We start from the raw sequence: 22,506 nt of genomic DNA, 5'->3' as shown, positions 1-22,506 counted from the left end.
CGAGCGCCGCTTCCGGCGGCACGCCGGAAGGAACGTTCCGGCGCTTACTTCTTGCCGCTAGCCGCCGCGACCTCAGCCGCGAAGTCCGATTCCTGCTTCTCGATTCCCTCGCCGAGAGCATAGCGCACGAAGCCCGCGATCTTCACTGCGCCGCCGACCTTGCCTTCGGCTTCCTTCACCGCCTGCGCCACCGACTTGCCGGTGTCGTGGATGAAGGCCTGCTCGAGCAGGCAGACTTCCTTGTAATAGGTCTTCAGACCGGACTCGACGATCTTCTCGATCACGTTCTCCGGCTTGCCCTGCTGACGATATTTGTCGGCGAGCACGTCCTTCTCGCGCTTGACGACGGCCGGATCGAGACCAGACGGATCGAGGGCGAGCGGGTTGGTGGCGGCGACATGCATGGCGATCTGGCGGCCGAGCGCTGCGAGCTCGTCGGCCTTGCCGGGCGATTCCAGCGCCACGATCACGCCCATCTTGCCGGCGCCGTCGACGACCGCACCGTGGATGTAGCTCGACACGACGCCCTGGCTCACCTCGAGCGAAGCGGCGCGGCGCAGCGTCATGTTCTCGCCGATGGTGGCGATCGCGTCATTGATTGCGGTTTCGACCGTGACGTCGCCGACCTTGGCGGCCTTGATCTTCTCGACGTCGGCGCCGACGTCGAAGGCGACCTGGGCGACCATCTTGACGAGGCCCTGGAACTGGCCGTTGCGCGCGACGAAGTCGGTCTCCGAGTTGACTTCGACCACGACGCCCTTGGTGCCCTTGGTGAGCGCGCCGATGAGGCCTTCGGCCGCGACGCGGCCCGACTTCTTGGCGGCCTTGGACAGGCCCTTCTTGCGCAGCCAGTCCTGCGCCGCTTCCATGTTGCCGTCGTTCTCGGTCAGCGCGGCCTTGCAGTCCATCATGCCTGCGCCGGTGGACTCGCGCAGATCCTTGACCATCGCAGCAGTGATCGTTGCCATCGTTGAAAATCCTTCTTGCCTGCCGGTTCGCCGCGGCGTGGCATCCCATTGCCCCGCCGCGGTCCATCTCAGGAATTCGCGTCACTGAATGAATTGGTGGCCGGATCCTGTCCGGCCAACCGATCGCTCTTCTTGACTATTCCGCTTCCGCGGTCAGCGCCTTGGCCTTGGCGACCCAGGCGTCCGCACGGCTCGGCAGACCGACTTCTTCGCCGATCTTGTGCGCGGTGTCGTGATCGAGCTCGGCGAGCTGCCAGAAGTGGAAGATGCCGAGATCGTTGAACTTCTTCTCGATCGCGCCCGACACGCCCGGGAGCTTTTTGAGGTCGTCGGCGGTGCCGCGCGGACCGGCAAGGCCCTGGAAGCCGCCAGCCGAGGGCAGCTCTTCGGCGACCGGACGGGCCGATGCACCGATGTCGATGCCAGAATCGCCCTGGGCACGCGAGATGCCGTCGATCGCGGCGCGCGCGATCAGATCGCAATAGAGCGAGATGGCGCGACCGGCGTCGTCATTGCCCGGCACCACGTAGGTGATGCCCTTCGGATCGGAGTTGGTGTCGACGATCGCAGCGACCGGAATGTTGAGCCGCTGGGCTTCCTGGATCGCGATGTCTTCCTTGTTGGTGTCGATCACGAAGATCAGGTCGGGCAGACCGCCCATGTCCTTGATGCCGCCGAGCGAGCGATCGAGCTTGTCGCGCTCGCGCTGAAGCGTCAGGCGCTCCTTCTTGGTGTAGGAATTGGCTTCGCCGCCGGCCAGCACCTCATCGAGGTGACGCAGGCGCTTGATCGAGGCCGAGATCGTCTTCCAGTTGGTCAGCGTGCCGCCGAGCCAGCGCGAATTGACGAAATATTGCGCGCAGCGCTTGGCCGCGTCCGCGACGCCGTCCTGCGCCTGGCGCTTGGTGCCGACGAACAGGATGCGACCGCCCTTGGCAACCGTGTCGCTGACGGCCTGGAGGGCCGTGTGCAGCATCGGCACGGTCTGGGCGAGATCGACAATGTGGATGTTGTTGCGGGCGCCGAAAATGAACGGAGCCATCTTCGGATTCCAGCGGTGAGACTGGTGACCAAAGTGCACGCCAGCTTCGAGCAGCTGACGCATAGTGAAATCGGGTAGTGCCATCGTTTTAATTCTCCGGTTGGTTCCTCCGGAAGCGTGTGAGCAAAACGAAGCGTTGTCGCCCCGGCTGCCACCGGACGGCCTTGTGAGCCATGCTTCCGTGTGAGATGCGGCGGTATATAGCGCCATTTCGGCCAGAAGCAAGGAAATAAGGACCTTTCGGGGCTGCTACCGCCCGCGAAAGGCCCATTCCGCGATTTCCGCCCTGCCCGCTAGCACTTTGGCTGGTTGGGCGGGCATTTTTTCGGGGCGGGCGCAGCCGGGCGTGGCGGCGGCGCGGCCGGTCGCGGCGGCGGGGCCACGGCCACCCGGGGAGGAGGCGGTGGCGGTGCCGGACGGGCCACCGGCGGCGGCGCCGGCCTTGGTGCGGCAGCGACCGGCGGCCGCGGGGGCGGTGGCGGTGCGGCCACCCGCGGTGGCGGCGGCGCAGCCACCCGCGGGGGCGGTGCCAGCGGCGTTGGCGGCGGCGTCGGCCTTGCGACCGCCTGCGGGTGCGGCACCGCCGGCGGCGGCCTTGTGACCTGCGCGGGCGATGGCGTTGCAGGCCGCAGGCCCTGCGGCTTGATCTGCTCGCGCGCGGCGACCGGCGGCGAAGGCTGCGTCGGCTTCCCATTGGTGATGGTCGTCGTGGTCACGGCCGGCTTACCTGCCGGGGTCGTCGTGGTCGGCGAGGTCATCGCCGGCTCATGCGCCAGGGATTTTGCATGCGGATCGGCACCGCCTGTCGCCGGCGTTTGCGCCACGGGCGGCTTGGAGGGCGGCGTGGTCGCAGCATTGGCCGGAGCCGTCGCATTGGCTGGTGCCGTTGCCGCGTTGGGATGCGCCTGCGGCGGGCCGTTGGTGGGTGCCGTTGCCGTCGGCGCCAGCCGGTTCGGCGTCGGTCCGGCTGCACCGGCTGGAGCGGGCGGCGTGTTATGGCTGCCCGGAACCGGAAGCGCGTGGCCGGCCGCCGGCGCCGTCGGTGGTGCAACCGCAGTCGGCGTGGCGTTGACCGGCTTCACCACCATCGCCGCCGGCTTCGCTGTGGGGTTGCTGACGAACGCCGCCTGGCTCGGCTTGAGCTGCTGGTTCGGATTGGCCTGGATCGCCTGCGCCTGCTGCTTCACGGCCGTCGGCACCTGCGTCATCCCGCCTGCGCGCCCCGGTCCGTTAGCCGCAATGGCTGCGGCCGCAGCGGCATTGCCGGCCGGCAGCGCGGCCGGCGGCTGGTTGATCACGGTGTTGATGACCGTGGTGTTATGAATGTTGTTGAAGATGATGTTGTTCGGCGGCGGCGCGACATAGACCGGCGGACTGAAGAACACCGGGATCGGCACGAACACCGGCTGCGGCAGCACGAACAGGCCGACGACGGCGAGCGGCGGTGCCAGCACCACGAAGTCCGGCGGTGGCGGCGGGCAGAAATAGACCGGCGGCGGCGGTGGCGGCGCGAAGCCAAAATCAGGGTCGCTGAAATACAGCACTGGACGGTCGACATAGACCACCTCCTCCGGCGGCGGCGGCGGCACGTCATAGTCCATCATCGCGAAGCTCGGCGGCGGCTCCAGCGGCGCGGTCAGGATCGTGAGCCTGCGCCGCGCGTCGCCCGCATGCGGCCCGCGCGGATAGCGGCGCAGATAGGACCAATAGGCGTCCGGCGTATCGGCACGATAGGACCGCCGCCAGGTGATCGCCTCGCGGCGCGCCGCCACGATCGCCATCACGCGCTTCGCCATGGGATCACCGGGATAGGCGGCGAGAAATTCCTCATAGGCCGGCAGCGTGTCGCGCTCGAGCGCGGCGGCATAGGCGTCCTGCACGCCGAGATCGCGGATCGGCTTGTCGCGGATCGCGGCGACCTGGTCGGGCGCAGCCTGCGGCGGCGGCGCGTCCGGAGCGCGCTCGAGGAAGGCGAATTGCGCGGAGACCTTCTGGTCGTCCCACGGCACTTGCGCGCCCTTGGAGGCTTCGTTGACGCGCAACCGAACGCGGTCGAACACCTCCGGCAACGACAGGCCGCCGGTGCGGATCATCTCGGCGAGCGATTGCGCATAGATGCCGTACGGCCCCGGCTCTTCCGGCGCCACCGTGCCAGGCGCGGCGTTGAACGCGATCAGCATGTTCGGATCGGGCTCCACCAGCGCCAAACCGCTCGCAATCGGCTGCGGGCCGCCCTCGATGAAGGGTTGCGCGCGCGCCGCGTCGAGCACGACGATGTTGGCCTTGAGCGGGATCGCGGCGAGCTGGCGGGCATAGTCGCTGATGCGCAGTGCCTCGGTCGGAATGTCGGTGTCACGCGCGATGTTGGAATCGACCGGGATGAAATAGTTCTCGCCGGCAAGCTGCACGCCGTAGCCGGCCAGATAGATCATCGCGACGGTGCCGGGGCCTGAGGCCTGCGCCTTCTGGATGAAATCGCGCAAGCTCTTGCGCAGCGTGTCGCCATCGAGATCGCGTGCGCCGACCACGTCGAAGCCCGCCGCCTGCAGCGTTTGCGCGATCAGGCCGGCATCGTTCGCGGTGGTTGCCAGCGGCGACTTCGAATAGGCGCCGTTGCCGACCACGAGCGCGATACGCTTTTCCTGCTGCTGCGCGCGAGCTGGGGCAAGCGCGCCCGCAACGAGAAGGATCGGCAGAAGAAAGCAGATGAAGATGTTGTGTGTCCCGCGCATGGCTTGCTCGTTATTGCTGTTGAGGTGCCACCACGCATGAGGCGCGCAGCCGGCTGAACGGCAGTTGAACGAAAGGCTCGGATTGAGGCGGCGGCATGGCGCCAGCCGAGCTCGATGCCTTGCGTAAGCTCCGCGTAAGCCTCAGCCTTTTAGCGCAAGCCTGAGCCTTGAGTCTCAGCCTTGAGCTTCAGCCTTGCGCGATCAGATCCACCGTTCCCGTGGTGAGCCGGTAGATGCCGCCGGCGATCCTCAGCTTGCCCTGTTCCACGGCTGCGCTGAGGATCGGCGCGGCCGACTTCAGCTTGCCGACATTGTCGACCACGTTCTGCCGGATCGCCTTGTCGAGCACCTCCCCGCCTTGCTGCATCGCAGCTTTCGCGGCCGGCGCGATCGCATCGACCAGAGAGGGAATGTGTCCCGGCGGCGATGTGTTGTCCTTGAGCGCCTTCAGCGTGGCATCAACCGCGCCGCAGGCATCATGGCCGAGCACGAGGATCAGCGGCGTGTTGAGCACGGCGACCGCATATTCCAGGCTGGCGATGGTTTCAGTGCCGGCAAAATTGCCGGCGACGCGGCAAACGAAGAGATCGCCGCGGCCGGTGTCGAAGGCGTATTCCGGCGCGATGCGCGAGTCGGCGCAGCTCAGCACCGCCGCGAACGGATTCTGCCCGCCGGCCAGCGCCTCACGCTCATGCTTGAAGTCGTGGCGCCGTGACACGCCGTCGACGTAGCGCGCGTTGCCCTCCATCAGCCGCTTCAGCGCAGCATCCGGCGACAGCACATTCTGCGGCTTGGGCGGTGTCTTGGTTTTCTTGGCGAAGGCTCGCTCGCTGAAGGCGGTGCCAAGTGCGGCAGCAGTCAGCAGCATCGCGGACCGTCGCGACGGCGTTGGTCTGTCAGGCATGATTTCAGAGCACTGATCGCACATGTCCGCTCCCTCCCGGTGCGATGGACGCACCATCATCCACGAGTTATATCGCGGCCGATCATAGCCGCGATTGCAGGACGAGACCACTACATCCGCTACGCGCCTTCGCGACAGACCGCGTTAAATCTGCTGCACGTCCACGACGCCGGCGACCGCCTTGATGGCGCCTGCGATCTGGGGCGAGACCTTGAAGCGGCCGGGTAACTTCATCTCGACCTCGGTCTCGAGGTCGAGCATCATCACCAGCGAGACTTCGCCGTCGCCGTTGGAGCGCGGCGCGATGCCGGGGCTGCCGATCTTTGGCGCGGCGCCGTTCGCACCGGCAGCCTCCGGTCCGGCCAGGCGCTTGGCAATCGAATCCAGCGGCTTGGTGTCACGTACGAAGATGCGCAGGCCCTTCTGCGTCTTGGCGGCAGCATCATCCAGCGGCTCGGCATGCAGCACGCGGGCGCGAACGTCCTCGCCCTGCAATTCAGCACCGAGCTGGAGCAGCACCGCGGCGCCCGGTTCCAGCACGTCGCGATATTGCGCAAGGCCTTCGGAGAACAGCACGGCCTCGAAATGCCCGGTCGGATCAGACAGGCCCATGATGCCCATCTTGTTGCCGGTCTTGGTGCGCCGCTCCATGCGCGACACCACGGTGGCCGCGACCTTGCCGGCGGTCGCACCCGTCTTCACTGCCCGCGAAAATTCCGCCCAGCTCTGCACTCGCAGCCGCTTCAACACGGTGGCGTAATCGTCGAGCGGATGGCCCGACAGGAAGAAGCCGATCGCGTCATATTCGCGGCGCAGCCGCTCGGCCGGCAGCCACGGCTCGATCTGCGGCAGCATGATGGTCGGCGCGTCCGCCGACATGCCGAACATGTCGTTCTGACCGATGGTCTCGGCCTGATGCGCGCGCTGGCAGGCGGCAAGGATCGAGTCCGCGCCGGCGAAGACCCGCGCCCTGTTCGGCTCCAGCGTGTCGAACGCGCCGGCGGCAGCGAGACTCTCGATGATCCGCTTGTTGATCGCGCGCGGATTGACGCGCGCCGCGAAGTCGGCGAGCGAGGTGAACAGCCCCCGCTTGGTCCGCTCCTCGATGATCTGGTCGATCGCCTGGATGCCGACGCCCTTCAGCGCCGCGAGCGCGTAGTAGATGACCTTGTCGCCGACCTCGAAGGTCGCGCCGGAGCGATTGATGTTGGGCGGCTCGACCTTGATGCCGAGGCGCTGTGCCTCGGAGCGGAATTCGGAGAGCTTGTCCGTGTTGTTGAGATCGAGCGTCATCGACGCAGCGATGAACTCCACCGGATAGTGCGCCTTCATGTAGGCGGTGTGGTAGGACACCAGCGCATAGGCCGCCGCATGGCTCTTGTTGAAGCCGTAATCGGCGAATTTCGCCAAGAGCTCGAAGATGGTCTCGGCCTGCCCCTTCGGCACGCCGTTCTTCACCGCGCCCGCGACGAAGATGTCGCGCTGCTTGTCCATCTCGGCGCGGATCTTCTTGCCCATGGCGCGGCGCAACAGGTCGGCGTCGCCGAGCGAATAGCCCGACATCACCTGCGCGATCTGCATCACCTGTTCCTGGTAGATGATGACCCCGAAAGTTTCTTTCAGGATCGGCTCGAGCACGGGATGCAGATATTCCGGCTCCTCGTCGCCGTGCTTGCGCGAGCAATAGGTCGGGATGTTCGCCATCGGGCCCGGGCGATACAGCGCGACCAGCGCGATGATGTCCTCGAAACGGTCGGGACGCATGTCGACCAGCGCGCGCCGCATGCCCTGGCTTTCAACCTGAAACACACCGACCACCTCGCCGCGCGCCAGCATCTGATAGCTCTCGGCGTCGTCGATCGGCAGCGTCGCGAGATCGACATGGATGTCGCGCGGCTTGAGCAGCTTGCACGCGACGTCGAGCACGGTCAGCGTCTTCAGGCCGAGGAAGTCGAATTTGACGAGGCCGGCCGGCTCGACCCATTTCATGTTGAACTGGGTCACCGGCATGTCCGACTTCGGATCGCGGTACATCGGCACGAGTTCGCTCAGGGGACGATCGCCGATCACGATGCCGGCGGCGTGCGTCGAGGCGTGCCGCGTCAGGCCTTCGAGGCGCTGGGCGATGTCGAAGGCGCGCGCCACCACTGGATCTTCGTCGCGGAAGGCCTGGAGTTTCGGCTCGCTCTCGATCGCAGCCGCCAGCGTCACCGGCGCGGCTGGATTCTGCGGCACCAGTTTGGTGAGCTTGTCGACCTGGCCGTACGGCATTTGCAGCACGCGGCCGACGTCGCGCAGCACGCCGCGCGCCTGCAGCGTACCGAAGGTGATGATCTGCGCGACCTGGTCGCGGCCGTAGCGCTCCTGCACGTACCTGATCACCTCGCCGCGGCGATCCTGGCAGAAGTCGATGTCGAAGTCCGGCATCGAGACGCGCTCGGGATTGAGGAAGCGCTCGAACAGCAGGCCGAACTTGATGGGGTCGAGGTCGGTGATGGTCAGCGCCCACGCGACCAGCGAGCCTGCGCCGGAGCCGCGGCCCGGTCCGACCGGAATGCCCTGGCTCTTCGCCCATTTGATGAAGTCGGACACGATCAGGAAGTAGCCCGCGTACTTCATGCGCATGATGACGTCGAGCTCGAACGCCAGGCGCCTGGAGTAATCCTCGTCCGTCGTGCCTTGCGAAAAACCGTGCACGCGCAGGCGATTGGCGAGCCCCTCCTCCGCCTGCCGCTTCAGCTCCGCCGCTTCGACCGCGGCCGCATCGGAGCTGCCGGCGGCACCGACGGTAAAGAACGGCAGAATCGGCTTGCGCGTCATCGGTCGGAACGAGCAGCGCTCGGCGATCTCCACTGTGGACGCCAGCGCTTCCGGAATGTCGGCAAACAGCACCGCCATCTCGGCGCGGGTCTTGAAGCGGTGATCGGGCGTGAGCTGCTCACGTTCCGTCTCCGCGATCAGCCGGCCGCCGGCGATGCAGAGCAGCGCGTCATGCGCCTCGTAATCGTCGGTTGACGCGAAATACGGCTCGTTGGTCGCGACCAGCGGCAGGCCCTTGGCGTAGGCGATGTCGATCAATGCGCTCTCGACGCGCCGTTCCTTGTCGATGTTGTGGCGCTGCAATTCGACATAGAGGCGGTCGCCGAACAGGCCGGCAAGACGCTCGCAGCGCGCGGCCGCAATTTCAGTCTGGCCGCTGGCAAGCGCCAGCGAGATCGGCCCGTCCGGACCGCCGGTCAGGGCGATCAGGCCTTCGGTCTCACCAATGAACCAGTCGAACTTGATGAACGGCGCGTGGCTGTCGGGCGATTCGAGGAACGCGCGCGAATTCAGCCGCATCAGGCTGCGATAGCCGCGCTCCTGGGCTGCCAGCAACACCACGCGCGATGGCGGCAGCGCGTTGCGCGCGTTGGGGTCCTGGTCGCCGAAATCGATCGCGAGCTCGCAGCCGACGATCGGCTGGATCCCGGAACCCGCCATCTTGTCGGAGAATTCGAGCGCACCGAACAGATTGTCGGTGTCGGTCAGCGCCAGCGCCGGCTGATGATCCTTCTTCGCAAGCTCCGCGAGCTTGGCGATCTTGATCGAGCCCTTGAGCAGCGAATAGGCCGAATGAACGTGAAGGTGGACAAATCCGGCGCTCGGCATGGTCGCGTGACGGCCTCTTGCAGATCGGGTGGCGCGGTTGCCGGCGGTGGAGGCATCCTGCACTCGCCCGGCCGACTCGCCTCACAATGGTGGGGTGTCGCCGCGCCAGAGTCCACGCCGGAGCCGCCGATCGGCCGCCTCATCCCGCTTTTCCCCAAGGGGGGCATCTTGTGGGCTTCGGTCCGGTTCCTGAGCATCGGTTTACAAAACCGCTGCTCTAGAGCTGCGGGATGACCTGGGCCCAGATCGCGATCATCCCGACGAACAGCGCGATCGACGTCAGTGCAGCGGCTTCTTCCACGAAAATCCTGAACATGGCTTGCTCCATCACCAGAACGTATGAAGAACATTGTTCTCATTTCGTTCTCGAGAGTCAAGCAGACTCAGCCGCTTCAAAATGAAATGGTTAACTCGCTGAATTCACATAATAAAAAAGCCCCGGCGCAAGGCCGGGGCTTTCGACAATCGCTCGAGAGGAGCGATCAGTCTCAGTACTTCGCGAGGATCGGGCCGCCGAACTTGTAGTTCAGGCGGACGAGGCCCATGTCGACGTCCTGACGGACGTTGACGGTCGCAACACCGGCGCCGGTGATGAAGTTCTGGTCGTTGCCGCCCAGGAAGATATGATCGTACTCGGCGCCGATCGACCAGTTCGGAGCGAAGCCGAACTCGATGCCTGCGCCGACCGTGCCGCCCCAACGGGTGGCGCTGGCCGATGCCAGCGGTACACCGGCCAACGAGACGTCGTACTTGTCGCTGACCACAGCCGCACCGCCCTTTACGTAGAGCAGCACGTTGTTCCAGGCGTAGCCGACCTGACCGGTGATCAGACCGAACGCGTCGATCTTGGTGCTGTTGGTGTTGCCGGTGAGCACGCCAATGCTGCTGCCGGAGAAGTCAGCCCAGTTGCCCTGGCCTTCCAGGCCGAACACGAACTGGCCGGACTGCCAGCGGTAGCCAACCTGGCCACCGACGGTGCCCCCGCTCGCGTTGTTCGAGCTGTCGCGGCCAAAGCCGTTGATATCCCAGCTCGCGTGCGACGAGCCGCCGCCGCCGTTGATACCGATGTAGAACCCGCTCCAGTCATAGGCGGCAGCGATCATCGCGGGCGGCGCCTTGGTGTAAGGACGCGCAGCGAGGTCAGCAGCCACCGCCGGCGCAGCCGCGCTGAGCGCGACAAGGCTGACAGCGGCAAGCAACATTTTCTTGTTCATTTGAATCCCGTTCCAGTTTCTTCAGTAAGGCCCCCGGGCCATGCCGTCGTCATACCAGCGATCGTCGGAATTGCTGTAACCTCGACGCCACAGTTCGCTCCAAAGGGCCGCGCTACATGAATGAAAGTTTAGCGATCCGTGCGCGGAAACCCTTTGAAACAAGACTCTTCAGCAGTTCCAATGCCGATGACACGAGATGCACAGCGAACCCGCGTAACGACGTCGCGCGCACGATCCTGTGATTGGAGAATTCCAAAGAATGTGCGCATCGTTTTCTCTCCCCATTGTCGCCACATTCTCGCGCGCGATCGCCACAATTGCATTCATGTCGGGCGCGAGCACGTCTGCGCGCGCACAAACCTATGATCCCAGCTATCCGGTCTGCATGCACATCTACGGCCGCATCAGCTATTTCGATTGCCGCTACGCCTCGCTGGAGCAGTGCAGATTTCTCGCCGCCAGCCGCTCCACAAGCTGCGTCGTAAATCCGTATTTCGCGCAGACGAAACAGGCGGCCCCTCGCCGTTCGCGGCGCGTCGATTGAAGGACCAATGCTGCTTGCGAGCTAACCCGGCACAATAAGCTCCAGTCGCAAAGCGACGCCACCAAAAGTTGTGATCGCTCCAGTCCTCGTATAGCGTCAGCGCATCTCTTTCATCGCGCTTGGTCCTCTCAATTCATGCTTGCCCGTATCCTGCTTCTCGTCGCCGCGCTCTCGATCCCCGGCGCGTTGCGAGCAGAACCGACGCCGGCCGAAACAGCCGGGTTTGCTTCCAGGCTGACCATCTACCTTGCCAAAGGTCCCCCGGACGTGTGCGGGCCTGGCTGCGACCGCTGGATCGCGATCGAGGGTCAGGTCGATAATGACGCAGCCTCGCGCGTCCGCCGCTTCCTCGCCGGCGTCAAGGACACGCAGCGTCCGATCTACCTTCATTCGCCCGGCGGCAACGTGGAGCAGTCCTACATCATCGGGCGGCTGCTGCGCAGCCGCAAGGCGGTCGCCCGCGTCGGCCAGACCATCGCGACGGCATGTGCCGCAGGCACGCAGGTGGACGCCGCATGCCTGAAAGCGAAGAATGCTGGCGGCGAGATCGAGGCCGAGCTCACCACCTATCATGCGATGTGCAACTCGGCCTGCGGCTACCTGTTTCTCGGCGCGACATCGCGCGAGGTGGCCCCCGACGCCGCGCTGGCGGTCCATAATTCCAGGCTCGTCTTCGCCATTCACGGCCATCCGCCTGCGGCGTTGCTCGCAGAATTCAGGCAGCGTCGCACGGCAGCCGCCGACCGCGACCGCACCGCCTACATTGCGGCGATGGGGATCAGCCGCGAGCTCGATGATCTGATCCGGACCGTGAAGTTCGAAAATTTGCACATGCTGACGCGCGCCGAGCTCTACCGGTTCGGCATCGACACGCGCCCCTTTGCCGAGACGATGTGGCGGCTGGAGAAGGCAAATTCGCCCTACGTCAGCAAGTTCGCCGCGCTGAAGACCGAGAACGGTCCGTCGTTCCGAACGATGGAATGGCGCCTGTACTGCGACAACAAAAATCGCGTGCCACTGATGTTCGCGGCCGAGATCGACGATGCGGCGGCCGGCAAACGCACGATCATGATGACGGCGGACGCCGACCCCAAAGAGGAAGCCGGAGGACTTGCGATGCGCACCGGCAAATACGAAATGTGGAGCGGCTCGCTCGATTTCGGCAAGTTCAGGGCGATCATGGCGTCGCGCTCCCTGCATGTTCGGGAGATCACGCAGATGCCGGACGGAACGGCCGACACGGCAAAGTTCGACGTCGATACAGGGGGATTGCCGTCGGTTTGGACTCAGCTTGAGACATCATGCCCTCCGCCGACGGCCGCCCCGAAGAGCCCCTGGCCGGCGGTGCCTCCACCGGGTCGTGGCAGCTAGGCCTTGTCGCTCTTCTCGTCCTCAGCCCCGCGATGTGGACCGATGCTATTTCCCACGGTGCCTGAGAGCCTCGACCAGCACCGAAAATGCCTGCGAAGGCTGGCGCCGGCTCGGATAGTAGAGGTGATAGCCGGAGAACGGCGGACACCAGTCGGACAAGACCCTGACCAACCGTCCTTGCGAAACGTGGGGCTGCACGTGTCCCTCCGTCAGGTAGGCAAGCCCCAATCCCTTGAGTGCTCCATCCAGGAGGAGACCCGCGCTGTTGAACACCAACTGTCCCTCGACGCGGACATTGAGCTCTCGCCCATTCTTCTCGAACTCCCACGCATAAAGGCTGCCGCCGTGGGTCGGTAGGCGAAGGTTGAGGCAGTTGTGATGCGTGAGATCCTGAGGAGTTTTGGGTCGCTTGCGCTCGGCAAAGTAGGACGGCGACCCCACGACGGCCATCCGCAGATCGGAACTGACGCGGACGGAGATCATATCCTTGGCGACGAGCTCGCCGGGACGAATACCCGCATCCACCTGCTGCGCGACGATGTTGGTCAGGCCGTAATCAATGATGATCTCGACGTGGATGTCGGGGTACTTTGGCAGGACCTTTCCGAGCGCCGGCAACAGGATTTCACCGGCGGCATACTCTGTCGCTGTCAGCCGAACCAATCCCGCCGGCTTTTCACGAAATTCGCTGAGCGCGGCAAGATCGGCGTCCATCTCGGTAAACTTGGGTCCGACGCTCAAGAACAGCCGTTCCCCAGCCTGGGTCGGCGTGACGCTCCGCGTCGTTCGGTTCAGCAGCCGGACGCCAAGCCGTTCCTCCAGGTTCCGGATGATCTGGCTGAGTGCAGACTGCGTCATGCCGAGCTTCGAAGCGGCACGCGTGAAGTTGCGTTCCCTCGCAACGGCGAGGAAGGCCAGCAGATCGCTCGCGTCGTCCCGATGCATTGATTAGCTGTCCTAATGACTACATTCGGAATTTATCACCTAATCGTTGGACGATGGAAGGCCTAGGTTGGGACCAGCCGTCGACCGGCAACGCCGTCTCCGGCAACAACGTGCTTCTCCATCGCCCGGCCCAGCGGAAACTTCGAGGTCGACATGTCACTCACCGCGCTACAAGAGCCGGCCGCGAGCCCTCGCGTCTCGGCGACTTTGCTGCCGATCATGGGCGTGGTGTTCGTCGCCTTCCTCGTCATCGGTGTCGCGATGCCCGTGCTTCCGCTCCACGTGCACGACGGTCTGGGGCTGGGCACGTTCGTGGTGGGCCTTGTCGCCGGCAGTCAGTTCGCGGCGTCGCTAATCTCGCGACCGTGGGCAGGCCACTTCTCGGACAGCCGCGGAGCGAAGGGAGGCGTGGTCGTCGGTCTCGTTGCGGCCGTGGCTTCCGGGCTGCTGTATTTGCTCTCGCTGTGTTTCAGCGCCCTGCCGCTCGCTTCGGTCGCGATTCTCCTGCTGGGGCGAGGACTGCTCGGCGCGGCGGAGAGCTTCATCATCACGGCCGCGGTCAGTTGGGGACTGGCGCTCGCCGACGACCGAAGCACCGGCAAGGTCATTGCGTGGGTTGGTTCGGCGATGTTCGCGGCCTTCGCGATCGGCGCACCGGTCGGCGCGGCGCTCTATTCCGCCTACGGCTTCGCAGCGATCGCGATCGCCTCTGCCGCCGCTCCGCTGATGACGCTGCTGCTCGTTGCGCCGCTTCCCACGGTCGCGCCCGTGCAGCACGCGCGCCCTTCGTTCACCGCAGTGGTCGGTGCCGTCTGGGTGCCGGGCCTTGGCTCCGCGCTCGGCAGCGTCGGCTTCGGCGCAGTGACGACGTTCGCTGCATTGCTGTTCGCCAACCGGGGCTGGGACAATGGATGGCTCGCTTATACGGCCTATGCGGTGTCCTTCATTCTGGCCCGGATCTGCTTCAGCCATTTGGCCGATGCGATCGGCGGTGCGAAGGTCGCGCTAGTCTGCGCGGTCATTGAAGCCATCGGCCAGGCGCTGATCTGGTTGGCGGTCCGACCCGAGATGGCGCTGGCAGGAGCCGCGCTCACCGGGTTCGGCTTCTCGCTGGTCTATCCGGGCTTCGGCGTCGAAGCGGTTCGACGCGTGCCGGCGCAGAGCCGCGGCATGGCGATGGGCGCCTACACGGCCTTTCTCGACCTGGCCCAGGGGCTCGCCAGCCCCGCGCTCGGCTTGATCGCGACCGGCGCGAGTCTGAACGTCCTGTTTCTCGCCAGCGCCCTCACAGTGCTGTGCGCCGCGCTGGTCGCGTGGTGGCTGATGGCGCACCCATTCACAACCGAAGGAAGCCAGCAATGAACAGGCTCGCAGCGACCCTGTTTTATCTCGGCCTGTTCGCCGGCGGCGCGACCGCCGCTGAACCGGCAGCCGTCAAAGGAGCAAATCCCATGTCGACATTGGAAGACGTTCGCGCCGTCGCACCCGCGCTGGAGATATACGGGCAGAGATTTCTGCTCGACGACCTCTGGAAGCGCGCCGGCCTTTCGCCTCGTGATCGCAGCGTCGTTACGGTCGCGGCTCTCATCGCGCGCGACCAGACCGTCGAACTGCAGCATTATCTCGCTCTCGCGCTCGACAACGGCGTAAAGCCTGCCGAAATCTCCGAGATCATCACGCATCTGGCGTTCTATACCGGATGGGCGAACGCGATGAATGCGATTCCGGCCACGAGGGACGTTTTCAAGAGCCGCAATATCGGGGCCGATCAGCTTCCGCCGGCATCGGGACCGCAGCTCCCGCTCGACGAGGCGGCAGAGACGCAGCGGGCAACGCGGGTCGGCGAACAATTCGGCCAGATCACACCCAGCCTTGTCCAGTACACGACCGACGCGCTTTTCCGGGAGCTCTGGCTGAGGCCGGGTCTGGCGCCCCGGGACCGGAGCCTGGTCACCGTCAGCGCTCTCATCGCGACGGGGCAAGTCGCCCAGATCACCTACCATTTGAACCGGGCGATGGATAACGGGTTGACGCGGGAGGAAGCCGGCGAAGTACTGGGTCATCTCGCCTTCTACGCCGGCTGGCCCAATGCGTTCTCGGCGGCGCCCGTCGTCAAGGACGTGATCGACAACCGCCCGCGATGATCACGCGCAGAGACGTGCTCATCTGCGGCGGCGCCGCCGCGACGATCGGAGTCGAATGGACGCGGGCGCTTGCGTCCAGAGCACATAAGGAGTTTCCCATGGATATCGACATCAAGAGAAACGGGTCCAGGCCTCCCCAGAAGGGCTCCCAGGACTGGTTCACCGGCACGGTGCGCGTGGACCCGCTCTTCCAGGCGCCTGATCCAGCCCGGGTCGGCGCAGGCCAGGTCACGTTCGAACCGGGCGCTCGTACGGCCTGGCACACCCACCCGCTCGGACAGACGCTGATCGTCACGGCAGGGCTCGGCTGGGTGCAGCGCGAGGGCGGCCCGGTCGAGGAAATCCGCCCTGGCGACGTCGTATCATTTCCGCCGGGATTGAAGCACTGGCACGGCGCGTCGCCGACCACGGCGATGACGCACATCGCCATCCAGGAATCCCTCGGCGGCAAGAACGTCGACTGGCTGGAGAAGGTCAGCGACGAGCAGTATCGGAAGTGATCGAGAGAGCCGGCAAATGAACACAAGCGGGAGGACGGCATGGACGCCAGACATTTTCTCGTTCTTGGAGCGTCGCTGCTGGCAATGGCCCTGGCCGGGCCGGCAGGCGCCCAAGAGAAAGTCCAGGAGAAAGTCCAAGAGGAGGTCCGCGAGATGCCTCAGCCCTACGTGCGAGTGGCGGAAATCGAAATCGATCCGTCGCAGGTCGAGCCCTACGGGGCGGCCGTGAAGGAGCAGATCGAGGCTGCCGTCCGGCTCGAACCGGGAGTGCTTGCATTATATGCAGTGGCGGACGCACAAAATCCGGCGCACGTCTTCGTGTTCGAGATCTATGCCGACGTCGATGCTTATAAAGCTCACATCGAGACGCCTCACTTCAAGGCGTACAAGGCGATCACGCAGGACATGGTGAAGTCGCTCAAGCTCCGGGATACCGTTCCTATCTTGCTGGGCGCGAAACGAACGTGAGCGCTGGGCTGTCGAGCCCGCGTCCTCACACCGGCGTATAGATCACGAGCTTCAGCGCGGGATCGTCGTTGGCCTGAAAGCTGGTGTGCTCGAAATGCAGCACGCCCTTGGTCGGATGGGTCATGGTTTTGCGGCCCGACAGGGTGCCATGCACCTCGTGCGCGCCCCACCATTTGACGAATTCGGGACTGCCTTCGCGCAGCCGCGCCAGCAATTCCGCAAAGGCGGGATCGCCGGCCCAGACGTCGTGGGTGGCGCGAAACATCGCGACCATGCGCTTGGCCACGTCGGCCCAGCCAGCGCCGTAGGATTTTCGCGTGCGCTTGTTGGTCATCATCAAGAGCAGCGTGTTGCGATCCTCCTCCGGCAACCGGCCGAATGCAAAGATCTCCTCGGCGGCGGCGTTCCAGGCCAGCACATCCCAGCGCCGCCCGGTGATGTAGGCCGGGTGCGGGAGGCTCTCGACCAGACGCAGAATGGGCGGCGTCACGATCTCGCGGGCGAATGCACGCCTGTCGCCGTCGCGCGCCAGCGCCTTCAGATGCGAATGCTCGGTCTTGCTGAGGCGCAGCGCGCGCGCCAGCGCATCGACGGTCGTGACCGACGGGCTGACGGTGCGGCCCTGCTCGAGGCGGATGTACCAGTCGACGCCGATCCCGGCCAGTTGGGCGACCTCCTCGCGGCGGAGCCCTGCGGTGCGCCGCCGCTGGCCCGCGGGAAGGCCGACCGTCTTCGGCGACAGCTTTTCGCGGCGGGAGCGGAGGAAATCGCCGAATTCGACGCGGCGTGGATCGGCCATGACGTGTTCCCGTAATGGAGGGCTTTGGGAATACTAGGATAATACCAGGCCTTCTTGTCCCGGCAAGGGCGCCGCATATGAGCGTCACCCGTCTCTGAGGTGAACATCATGAAAGCTGCCGTACTCAAATCCCTGGGATCGCCGCTGGTGGTCGAGACTGCCCCGGACCCGGTGCTCGGCACCGGCGAGGTCATCGTCGACGTCGTCGCCACGCGCGTCCTGTCCTACATGAACGAGGTTTTCAGCGGCGAGCGCAATTATGCGCTCGATCTGCCGATCATCCCGGGCCCTGGCGGCATCGGCCGGGTGCGCGCGATCGGTCCGGACGCGACCAAGCTCAGCGTCGGCGACTGGGTGTTCTGCGACCCGACCGTGCGCTCGCGCGACGATGCCATGGCGCCCGATATCGCCCTGCAGGGGCTCACCGCCGCCGGCCCCGGCGGCATGCGCCTGCAGCAGCATTTTCGCCACGGCTCCTATGCCGAGCAGATGCGCGTGCCGACCGAGAATGTGAAGAAGCTTGGCCAGATCACGTCCGAGGAAGCCTCGCAATGGTGCGCGCTGGGAACTGCGCTGGTGCCCTATGGCGGCTTTCTCGCCGCAAACCTGCAAGCCGGCGAGACCGTGCTGGTGAGCGGGGGCACCGGCAATTTCGGCAGCGCCGCCGTCTCCGTCGCGCTCGCGATGGGCGCGGCTTGCGTCGTGACACCCGGCCGCAACGAGCAAATCCTGGCCGACCTCGTCCGTCGTTTCGGAACGCGGGTGAAGCCGGTCAGGCTCACCGGCAACGAGGACGACGACCGCGAGGCGATGAAGCGCGCCGCGGGCGGCCCGATCGACTGCGTGCTCGATATCATGCCGCCTTCCGTCAGCCCGAGCGTGGTCCGGGCGGCGGTCATGACGGTGCGGGCCTATGGCCGCGTCGTGCTGATGGGCGGCGTCGGCATGGCGGGCGGTCCGGGTCTCGAACTGCCCTACCCCTGGCTGATGCGCAATTGCATCTCCATTCACGGCGTCTGGATGTATCCGCCGGGTGCGGCAACGCGTCTGATCGGATTGGTGCGCGCCGGGCTGCTGCGGCTCGACGAATACGTCACCACGGATTTCGACCTCGACCACGTCAATGACGCCGTCGCGCACGCCGCCGCCAATGGCGGACCGTTCAAATTGACGGTGATCCGGCCGTAACCGCCGGGGTGCGCCGGCCTGCCCGACGCCGAGCTACCGGACTGGCGTACCAACCGGTGCTTGCAGGCGTTGACCTGAATCACGGACACCCGGAGCTGGCGGACAAGTGACGCAGTTCGTGGCAAGATGCCTTGAGCGCCTCGAACGCGATTGCAGGAACCCATGTTTGTGTCGACGCCGAAGCGGGCATTGAGTGACTTTCGGACTATTCTGAGGGCTGCGCTCGGCGTCGTTCTGATCTTCCCGGCAACAAGCGCTCTGGCCGCAGTTACCGACGACGACGGCGAGACAAAGCCGGCCATGCCGTCGATGTACCTCGACTCGACCTCAGGACCTACGACGCACAGATTCCCGCGGGATCTCTGGCGTTGGCTTTGGCCATCCGTCATTCTTCGGCGCAGTGCAAACGCTTGCCGGACCGAATAGCGCAGCACCCGATTGCCGGCGTCGAAATCGCTCAATGTCGACGTTCCGTTCACGGTCGATGTCACCGACCGCGTCTCGCTCTACGCCGGCGTGCGCCTGGCTGACATTTGCAATCTCGCCGCCCGCGCCGCCGCCGGCGGTCACACCGACCAAGGACGTGATCGCGACGTAGCCGGCTTCCGGCAAGCCGCAACGCCGGCCCGGCTCTGCACTGCACTGCACTGCAGCAGGCGGAGCACGGGTTGATCTGGATCAACACTCGTCTCGGAACACCGTGGCTCCCTGCACACGACGTTTACCGAATGCAGGAGAGTGTAAGTGTTCTTCAATGCATCGCGCGTCCTCACGCTTGCCGCTGCGGCTTTCGCGGTAACCGGCACTGCAACCGCCCAGACACATGCGCCGCAGAGGACGATTGACGCGGCGGCGCCCGAGGTGGTGCCATCGCTCTCCGTCCGCCATTCCAAGGGTGCCGCGCTGCAAAGTGGCCAACCGGCGCGGACCGTCGTGTCGCCGAATGCGATCGTCTTCCCCGGTAGCTGCAAGAGCGGCTTCGTCTGCCGGCAAGACCTGTTCGATCGCAACAACGGGAACAACCTGCGGTCCGATTGGCCCGCTCCGCCGGCTCAACCAGGTCAGTTCTGACGCAGCACCTTTCGGTGCGGCGAAGCGGTTCAATTGCCAGTGCTTGAAGGAGGTTGAGATGAAGATTGCGGCATTATCTGCAGCGTTTCTCGGAAGCCAATTGTTCGTGATGCCCGTTTCCGATCGCGTCCCGGAACTGAAGGTCGAGGCACAGTGCCAAGCCACCACCGCGACTGACAAGGCGATGGGCCTCGCGGAATCCCAGAGTTTTGCCGACTGCATGCGCGACGAAACGAACGCGCAGCAGCAACTCCAGACGCTCTGGACGGCCACCTCAAGCCCCGTTCGCGACAGTTGCCTAGGTGAAGCGACAGACGAAGGAAGTCCCAGCTATGTCGACCTTCTCACCTGCATCCAGATGCGGGAAGTCGCCAATGCGATGGAGACGACGCCGAAATTGCGAGGCGCGAGCAAGAACCGAAACAAGCAACAATAGCTCCTGCCAAACCAGGCCGCGCCTCTTGAAACCAGAATGCGAGCAACGAAAGGAAATCGTCATGACAAGGACCGGAGAGTACGTGTTGGCATTCGTCGTCATTGCTTGTGCCGCAACGGGTTCGATGCAGTGGTCGAACGAGGGTGGCATCTCGTTTTCGATCGAGAGCGCACAAGCCAGAGTGGGAAGGCCGGCAACTCCCGTCAGCGCTGCCGGGGTTGCACGTCGAACCACGCGGCGAGCGGTTGTGGGAGGCGCGGCGGTTGGAGCGGCGGCGGTTGGAGCAGCTGCAGTAGCTGCACCTGCATGCGTTCGCGTATTGGTCAACGGCCAGTATGTATGTCGGTAGCGACTGCGAGGGGCGACACTGTGTCGTCGCTTACTGCGGCCTTCCAAGGCTCCCGACAGTGGGCGCGATGATAGACTTGTCCCACTGTTTTGCCCGACGTGTCAAATGGTTCGGAAATACGAAAGGGATCACGCCGGCTCTTGACGGCTACTGTGCATGGGGTTGTTTTCGCGTTTTTTATTCGAGCTCGATGACCTGGCCGTTCGACAGCGACACGCGACGGTCCATCCGGCCAGCGAGCTCCATGTTGTGGGTCGCGATCAGCATCGAAACCTTGGTCGCCTTGACCAGCTGCATCAGGGCCTGGAACACGTGGTCGGCGGTGTGCGGATCGAGGTTGCCGGTCGGCTCGTCGGCAAACAGCACACGGGGCGCATTGGCGACCGCGCGCGCGATCGCCACACGCTGCTGCTCGCCGCCCGACAGCTCCGCGGGACGATGGGTGATGCGGTCGCCGAGGCCGAGATAGCCAAGGATCTCCTTGGCCCGCTTGACGCTCTCCGACTTCTTCAGGCCGCGGATCAACTGCGGCATCATCACGTTCTCGAGCGCCGAGAACTCGGGGAGCAGCCGGTGCGACTGGTAGACGAAGCCGATATCGGTGCGGCGCAACTGGGTGCGCTCGATGTCGGGCAGTTGCGACGTCGGCGCGCCGTTGACATAGACCTCGCCGGAATCGGGGGCTTCGAGCAGCCCCGCGATGTGCAGCAGCGTCGACTTGCCCGAGCCCGACGGCGCGACCAGCGCCACGGATTGTCCCGCCCACAGCGCGAGCTTGGCGTTGTCCAGGATCGTCAGCGCCGCCTCGCCCTGCAGGTACTGCCGTTTTATCTCGTGGAGATAGATGACCGGTACATCTTCCGCCCCCTGCTCGCGCTCCATCAGCCCCTCACTCGTACCGCAGCGCTTCGACCGGATCGAGGCGCGCGGCGCGCCACGACGGGTAGAGCGTCGCCAGGAACGACAGCGTCAGCGCCATGATGACAACGGCCGTGGTCTCGCCGACGTCGATCTCGGCGGGCAGTTTCGACAGGAAGTAGAGCTCCGGCGAAAACAATTCGGTGCTGGTCAACCAGGACAGGAATTGCCGGATGGATTCGATGTTGAGACAAATCACCAGCCCGACGAAAAAACCGACCAGCGTGCCGACCACCCCGATCGACGCGCCCGTGATCAGGAAGATCCGCATGATCGAGCCTTGCGAGGCGCCCATCGTGCGCAGGATCGCAATGTCGCTGCCCTTGTCCTTCACCAGCATGATCAGGCCGGAGACGATGTTCAGCGCCGCGACCAGCACGATCATGGTCAGGATCAGGAACATCACGTTGCGTTCGACCTGAAGCGCGTTGAAGAAGGTCGAGTTGCGCTGCCGCCAGTCGACCAGGAACACCGGCCGGCCCGCGGCCTCCGTCACCGATTTGCGGAATGAATCGATCTTGTCGGGATTGGTGGTGAACACCTCGATCGAGGTGACGTCGCTGCTGCGGTTGAAATAGGCCTGCGCTTCGGCGAGCGGCATGAAGACGAAGCCGAGGTCGTACTCCGACATCCCGATCTCGAACACGGCGACGATCTTGTAGGGCTTGATGCGGGGCGTGGTGCCCATCGGCGTCACCGCGCCCTTCGGCGCCACCAGCGTCACGCTGTCGCCGGCATGCAGCGAGAGCTGGTCCGCGAGCCGGCGGCCGATCGCGACGCCCTGTCCGTCGTCAAAGCCCTCGAGCGAGCCCTGCTTGATGTTCTTGGCAATTGAAGTGAGGTTGTTGAGGTCGTCGGAGCGGATGCCGCGCACCAGCACGCCCGAAGCGTTCCAGGGCGAGGACGCCAGCGCCTGGCCATCGACCACGGGGGCCGCCAGCCGGATGCCCTGGACCTGGCTGATGCGCTCGGCGACGTCCTTCCAGTCGGTCAGCGGCGATTCCAGGGGCTGGACCAGGATGTGGCCGTTCAGCCCCAGGATCTTGTCGAGCAGCTCTTTCCGGAAGCCGTTCATCACGGCCATCACGATGATCAGCGTCGCGACGCCGAGCATGATGCCGAGGAAGGAGAACCCGGCGATGACCGAGATGAATCCCTCCTTGCGCCGCGCCCGCAAATAGCGCGCCGACAGCATCCACTCGAAGGGCGCGAAAGGCGCGGTCTGCACGGTCTCGGTCATGGGTTCATCCATTGCTTGATAATCC

At 65.0% G+C, this 22,506-nt stretch carries 20 protein-coding genes; 10 read left to right on the top strand and 10 right to left on the bottom strand.

Annotated elements, in window-relative coordinates:
* Positions 1-44: 44 nt before the first annotated feature.
* From tsf to K3F49_RS26945, 6 genes are all read right to left on the bottom strand, one after another.
* Positions 45-968, bottom strand: a complete 924-nt coding sequence (gene tsf, locus K3F49_RS26970) for a translation elongation factor Ts (RefSeq protein WP_234683942.1) — start codon at positions 966-968, stop codon at positions 45-47.
* A 136-nt stretch (positions 969-1,104) separates the two neighbouring features.
* Positions 1,105-2,094 (bottom strand): 30S ribosomal protein S2, encoded by a 990-nt coding sequence (locus tag K3F49_RS26965; RefSeq protein WP_200292254.1) that lies wholly within the window; start codon positions 2,092-2,094, stop codon positions 1,105-1,107.
* A gap of 209 nt (positions 2,095-2,303) precedes the next feature.
* On the bottom strand, positions 2,304-4,742 hold the full coding sequence (locus K3F49_RS26960) for a caspase family protein (protein ID WP_234683941.1): 2,439 nt from the start codon (positions 4,740-4,742) through the stop codon (positions 2,304-2,306).
* A 187-nt stretch (positions 4,743-4,929) separates the two neighbouring features.
* Entirely contained in the window at positions 4,930-5,670 is a 741-nt protein-coding gene (locus K3F49_RS26955; protein WP_234683940.1) for a carbonic anhydrase, read from the bottom strand.
* A 120-nt stretch (positions 5,671-5,790) separates the two neighbouring features.
* Positions 5,791-9,294, bottom strand: coding sequence for a DNA polymerase III subunit alpha (dnaE, locus tag K3F49_RS26950; protein ID WP_234683939.1), 3,504 nt, complete (start codon positions 9,292-9,294; stop codon positions 5,791-5,793).
* A gap of 488 nt (positions 9,295-9,782) precedes the next feature.
* A complete protein-coding gene (locus K3F49_RS26945; protein WP_234683938.1) occupies positions 9,783-10,508 on the bottom strand; it encodes an outer membrane protein in 726 nt (241 codons plus the stop codon).
* A 259-nt stretch (positions 10,509-10,767) separates the two neighbouring features.
* Between K3F49_RS26945 and K3F49_RS26940 the strand changes: the two genes are divergently transcribed.
* Positions 10,768-11,052 carry a DUF3551 domain-containing protein gene (locus K3F49_RS26940; RefSeq protein WP_276575428.1) on the top strand — a complete coding sequence of 95 codons (285 nt, stop codon included), beginning with the start codon at positions 10,768-10,770 and terminating at the stop codon, positions 11,050-11,052.
* 135 nt (positions 11,053-11,187) lie between these two features.
* Positions 11,188-12,423 (top strand): hypothetical protein, encoded by a 1,236-nt coding sequence (locus tag K3F49_RS26935; protein WP_234683936.1) that lies wholly within the window; start codon positions 11,188-11,190, stop codon positions 12,421-12,423.
* Between the two features lie 45 nt (positions 12,424-12,468).
* Here the strand turns inward: K3F49_RS26935 and K3F49_RS26930 are convergent, their stop codons facing one another.
* Entirely contained in the window at positions 12,469-13,368 is a 900-nt protein-coding gene (locus K3F49_RS26930; RefSeq protein ID WP_234683935.1) for a LysR family transcriptional regulator, read from the bottom strand.
* A 153-nt stretch (positions 13,369-13,521) separates the two neighbouring features.
* Between K3F49_RS26930 and K3F49_RS26925 the strand changes: the two genes are divergently transcribed.
* The 4 genes from K3F49_RS26925 to K3F49_RS26910 all read left to right on the top strand — a co-directional run bounded on the left by K3F49_RS26925 (position 13,522) and on the right by K3F49_RS26910 (position 16,480).
* A complete protein-coding gene (locus tag K3F49_RS26925) occupies positions 13,522-14,730 on the top strand; it encodes an arabinose transporter (protein ID WP_234683934.1) in 1,209 nt (402 codons plus the stop codon).
* The gene (locus tag K3F49_RS26920; RefSeq protein ID WP_234683933.1) at positions 14,727-15,512 is read left to right on the top strand and encodes a carboxymuconolactone decarboxylase family protein; all 786 of its coding nucleotides are present in this window, start codon (positions 14,727-14,729) and stop codon (positions 15,510-15,512) included. The genes K3F49_RS26925 and K3F49_RS26920 overlap by 4 nt, the downstream gene beginning before the upstream one ends.
* Before the next feature lie 104 nt (positions 15,513-15,616).
* On the top strand, positions 15,617-16,012 hold the full coding sequence (locus tag K3F49_RS26915) for a (R)-mandelonitrile lyase (RefSeq protein ID WP_234684100.1): 396 nt from the start codon (positions 15,617-15,619) through the stop codon (positions 16,010-16,012).
* 39 nt (positions 16,013-16,051) lie between these two features.
* Positions 16,052-16,480: a putative quinol monooxygenase gene (locus tag K3F49_RS26910; RefSeq protein WP_234683932.1), complete on the top strand. Its 429-nt coding sequence runs from the start codon at positions 16,052-16,054 to the stop codon at positions 16,478-16,480.
* Between the two features lie 25 nt (positions 16,481-16,505).
* On the opposite strand, the gene K3F49_RS26905 is transcribed toward K3F49_RS26910, so the two are convergent.
* Complete coding sequence (locus K3F49_RS26905) at positions 16,506-17,279, bottom strand: helix-turn-helix transcriptional regulator (protein ID WP_234683931.1); 774 nt, start codon at positions 17,277-17,279, stop codon at positions 16,506-16,508.
* A gap of 108 nt (positions 17,280-17,387) precedes the next feature.
* Between K3F49_RS26905 and K3F49_RS26900 the strand changes: the two genes are divergently transcribed.
* The 4 genes from K3F49_RS26900 to K3F49_RS26885 all read left to right on the top strand — a co-directional run bounded on the left by K3F49_RS26900 (position 17,388) and on the right by K3F49_RS26885 (position 19,974).
* Positions 17,388-18,467 carry a quinone oxidoreductase family protein gene (locus K3F49_RS26900; RefSeq protein WP_234683930.1) on the top strand — a complete coding sequence of 360 codons (1,080 nt, stop codon included), beginning with the start codon at positions 17,388-17,390 and terminating at the stop codon, positions 18,465-18,467.
* Between the two features lie 438 nt (positions 18,468-18,905).
* A complete protein-coding gene (locus K3F49_RS26895) occupies positions 18,906-19,139 on the top strand; it encodes a hypothetical protein (protein ID WP_234683929.1) in 234 nt (77 codons plus the stop codon).
* 72 nt (positions 19,140-19,211) lie between these two features.
* Positions 19,212-19,538, top strand: coding sequence for a hypothetical protein (locus K3F49_RS26890; RefSeq protein ID WP_234683928.1), 327 nt, complete (start codon positions 19,212-19,214; stop codon positions 19,536-19,538).
* Positions 19,539-19,596: 58 nt separating this feature from the next.
* Positions 19,597-19,974 (top strand): hypothetical protein, encoded by a 378-nt coding sequence (locus K3F49_RS26885; protein WP_234683927.1) that lies wholly within the window; start codon positions 19,597-19,599, stop codon positions 19,972-19,974.
* A 526-nt stretch (positions 19,975-20,500) separates the two neighbouring features.
* On the opposite strand, the gene K3F49_RS26880 is transcribed toward K3F49_RS26885, so the two are convergent.
* Positions 20,501-21,205, bottom strand: coding sequence for an ABC transporter ATP-binding protein (locus tag K3F49_RS26880; protein ID WP_234683926.1), 705 nt, complete (start codon positions 21,203-21,205; stop codon positions 20,501-20,503).
* Between the two features lie 7 nt (positions 21,206-21,212).
* Positions 21,213-22,493, bottom strand: coding sequence for a lipoprotein-releasing ABC transporter permease subunit (locus K3F49_RS26875; RefSeq protein ID WP_234683925.1), 1,281 nt, complete (start codon positions 22,491-22,493; stop codon positions 21,213-21,215).
* Positions 22,494-22,506 lie beyond the last annotated feature (13 nt).

It is taken from the genome of Bradyrhizobium monzae, assembly GCF_021458635.1.
Lineage (GTDB): Bacteria > Pseudomonadota > Alphaproteobacteria > Rhizobiales > Xanthobacteraceae > Bradyrhizobium.
Note: the sequence above shows the minus strand (reverse complement) of the source record. Positions and strands in the feature narration are given on the sequence as shown.

Coding starts and splice junctions, on each gene's coding strand:
- tsf (WP_234683942.1), bottom strand. CDS start 968: ATGGCAACGATCACTGCTGCGATGGTCAAGGATCTGCGCGAGTCCACC.
- K3F49_RS26965 (WP_200292254.1), bottom strand. CDS start 2,094: ATGGCACTACCCGATTTCACTATGCGTCAGCTGCTCGAAGCTGGCGTG.
- K3F49_RS26960 (WP_234683941.1), bottom strand. CDS start 4,742: ATGCGCGGGACACACAACATCTTCATCTGCTTTCTTCTGCCGATCCTT.
- K3F49_RS26955 (WP_234683940.1), bottom strand. CDS start 5,670: ATGTGCGATCAGTGCTCTGAAATCATGCCTGACAGACCAACGCCGTCG.
- dnaE (WP_234683939.1), bottom strand. CDS start 9,294: ATGCCGAGCGCCGGATTTGTCCACCTTCACGTTCATTCGGCCTATTCG.
- K3F49_RS26945 (WP_234683938.1), bottom strand. CDS start 10,508: ATGAACAAGAAAATGTTGCTTGCCGCTGTCAGCCTTGTCGCGCTCAGC.
- K3F49_RS26940 (WP_276575428.1), top strand. CDS start 10,768: ATGTGCGCATCGTTTTCTCTCCCCATTGTCGCCACATTCTCGCGCGCG.
- K3F49_RS26935 (WP_234683936.1), top strand. CDS start 11,188: ATGCTTGCCCGTATCCTGCTTCTCGTCGCCGCGCTCTCGATCCCCGGC.
- K3F49_RS26930 (WP_234683935.1), bottom strand. CDS start 13,368: ATGCATCGGGACGACGCGAGCGATCTGCTGGCCTTCCTCGCCGTTGCG.
- K3F49_RS26925 (WP_234683934.1), top strand. CDS start 13,522: ATGTCACTCACCGCGCTACAAGAGCCGGCCGCGAGCCCTCGCGTCTCG.
- K3F49_RS26920 (WP_234683933.1), top strand. CDS start 14,727: ATGAACAGGCTCGCAGCGACCCTGTTTTATCTCGGCCTGTTCGCCGGC.
- K3F49_RS26910 (WP_234683932.1), top strand. CDS start 16,052: ATGGACGCCAGACATTTTCTCGTTCTTGGAGCGTCGCTGCTGGCAATG.
- K3F49_RS26905 (WP_234683931.1), bottom strand. CDS start 17,279: ATGGCCGATCCACGCCGCGTCGAATTCGGCGATTTCCTCCGCTCCCGC.
- K3F49_RS26900 (WP_234683930.1), top strand. CDS start 17,388: ATGAAAGCTGCCGTACTCAAATCCCTGGGATCGCCGCTGGTGGTCGAG.
- K3F49_RS26885 (WP_234683927.1), top strand. CDS start 19,597: ATGAAGATTGCGGCATTATCTGCAGCGTTTCTCGGAAGCCAATTGTTC.
- K3F49_RS26880 (WP_234683926.1), bottom strand. CDS start 21,205: ATGGAGCGCGAGCAGGGGGCGGAAGATGTACCGGTCATCTATCTCCAC.
- K3F49_RS26875 (WP_234683925.1), bottom strand. CDS start 22,493: ATGGATGAACCCATGACCGAGACCGTGCAGACCGCGCCTTTCGCGCCC.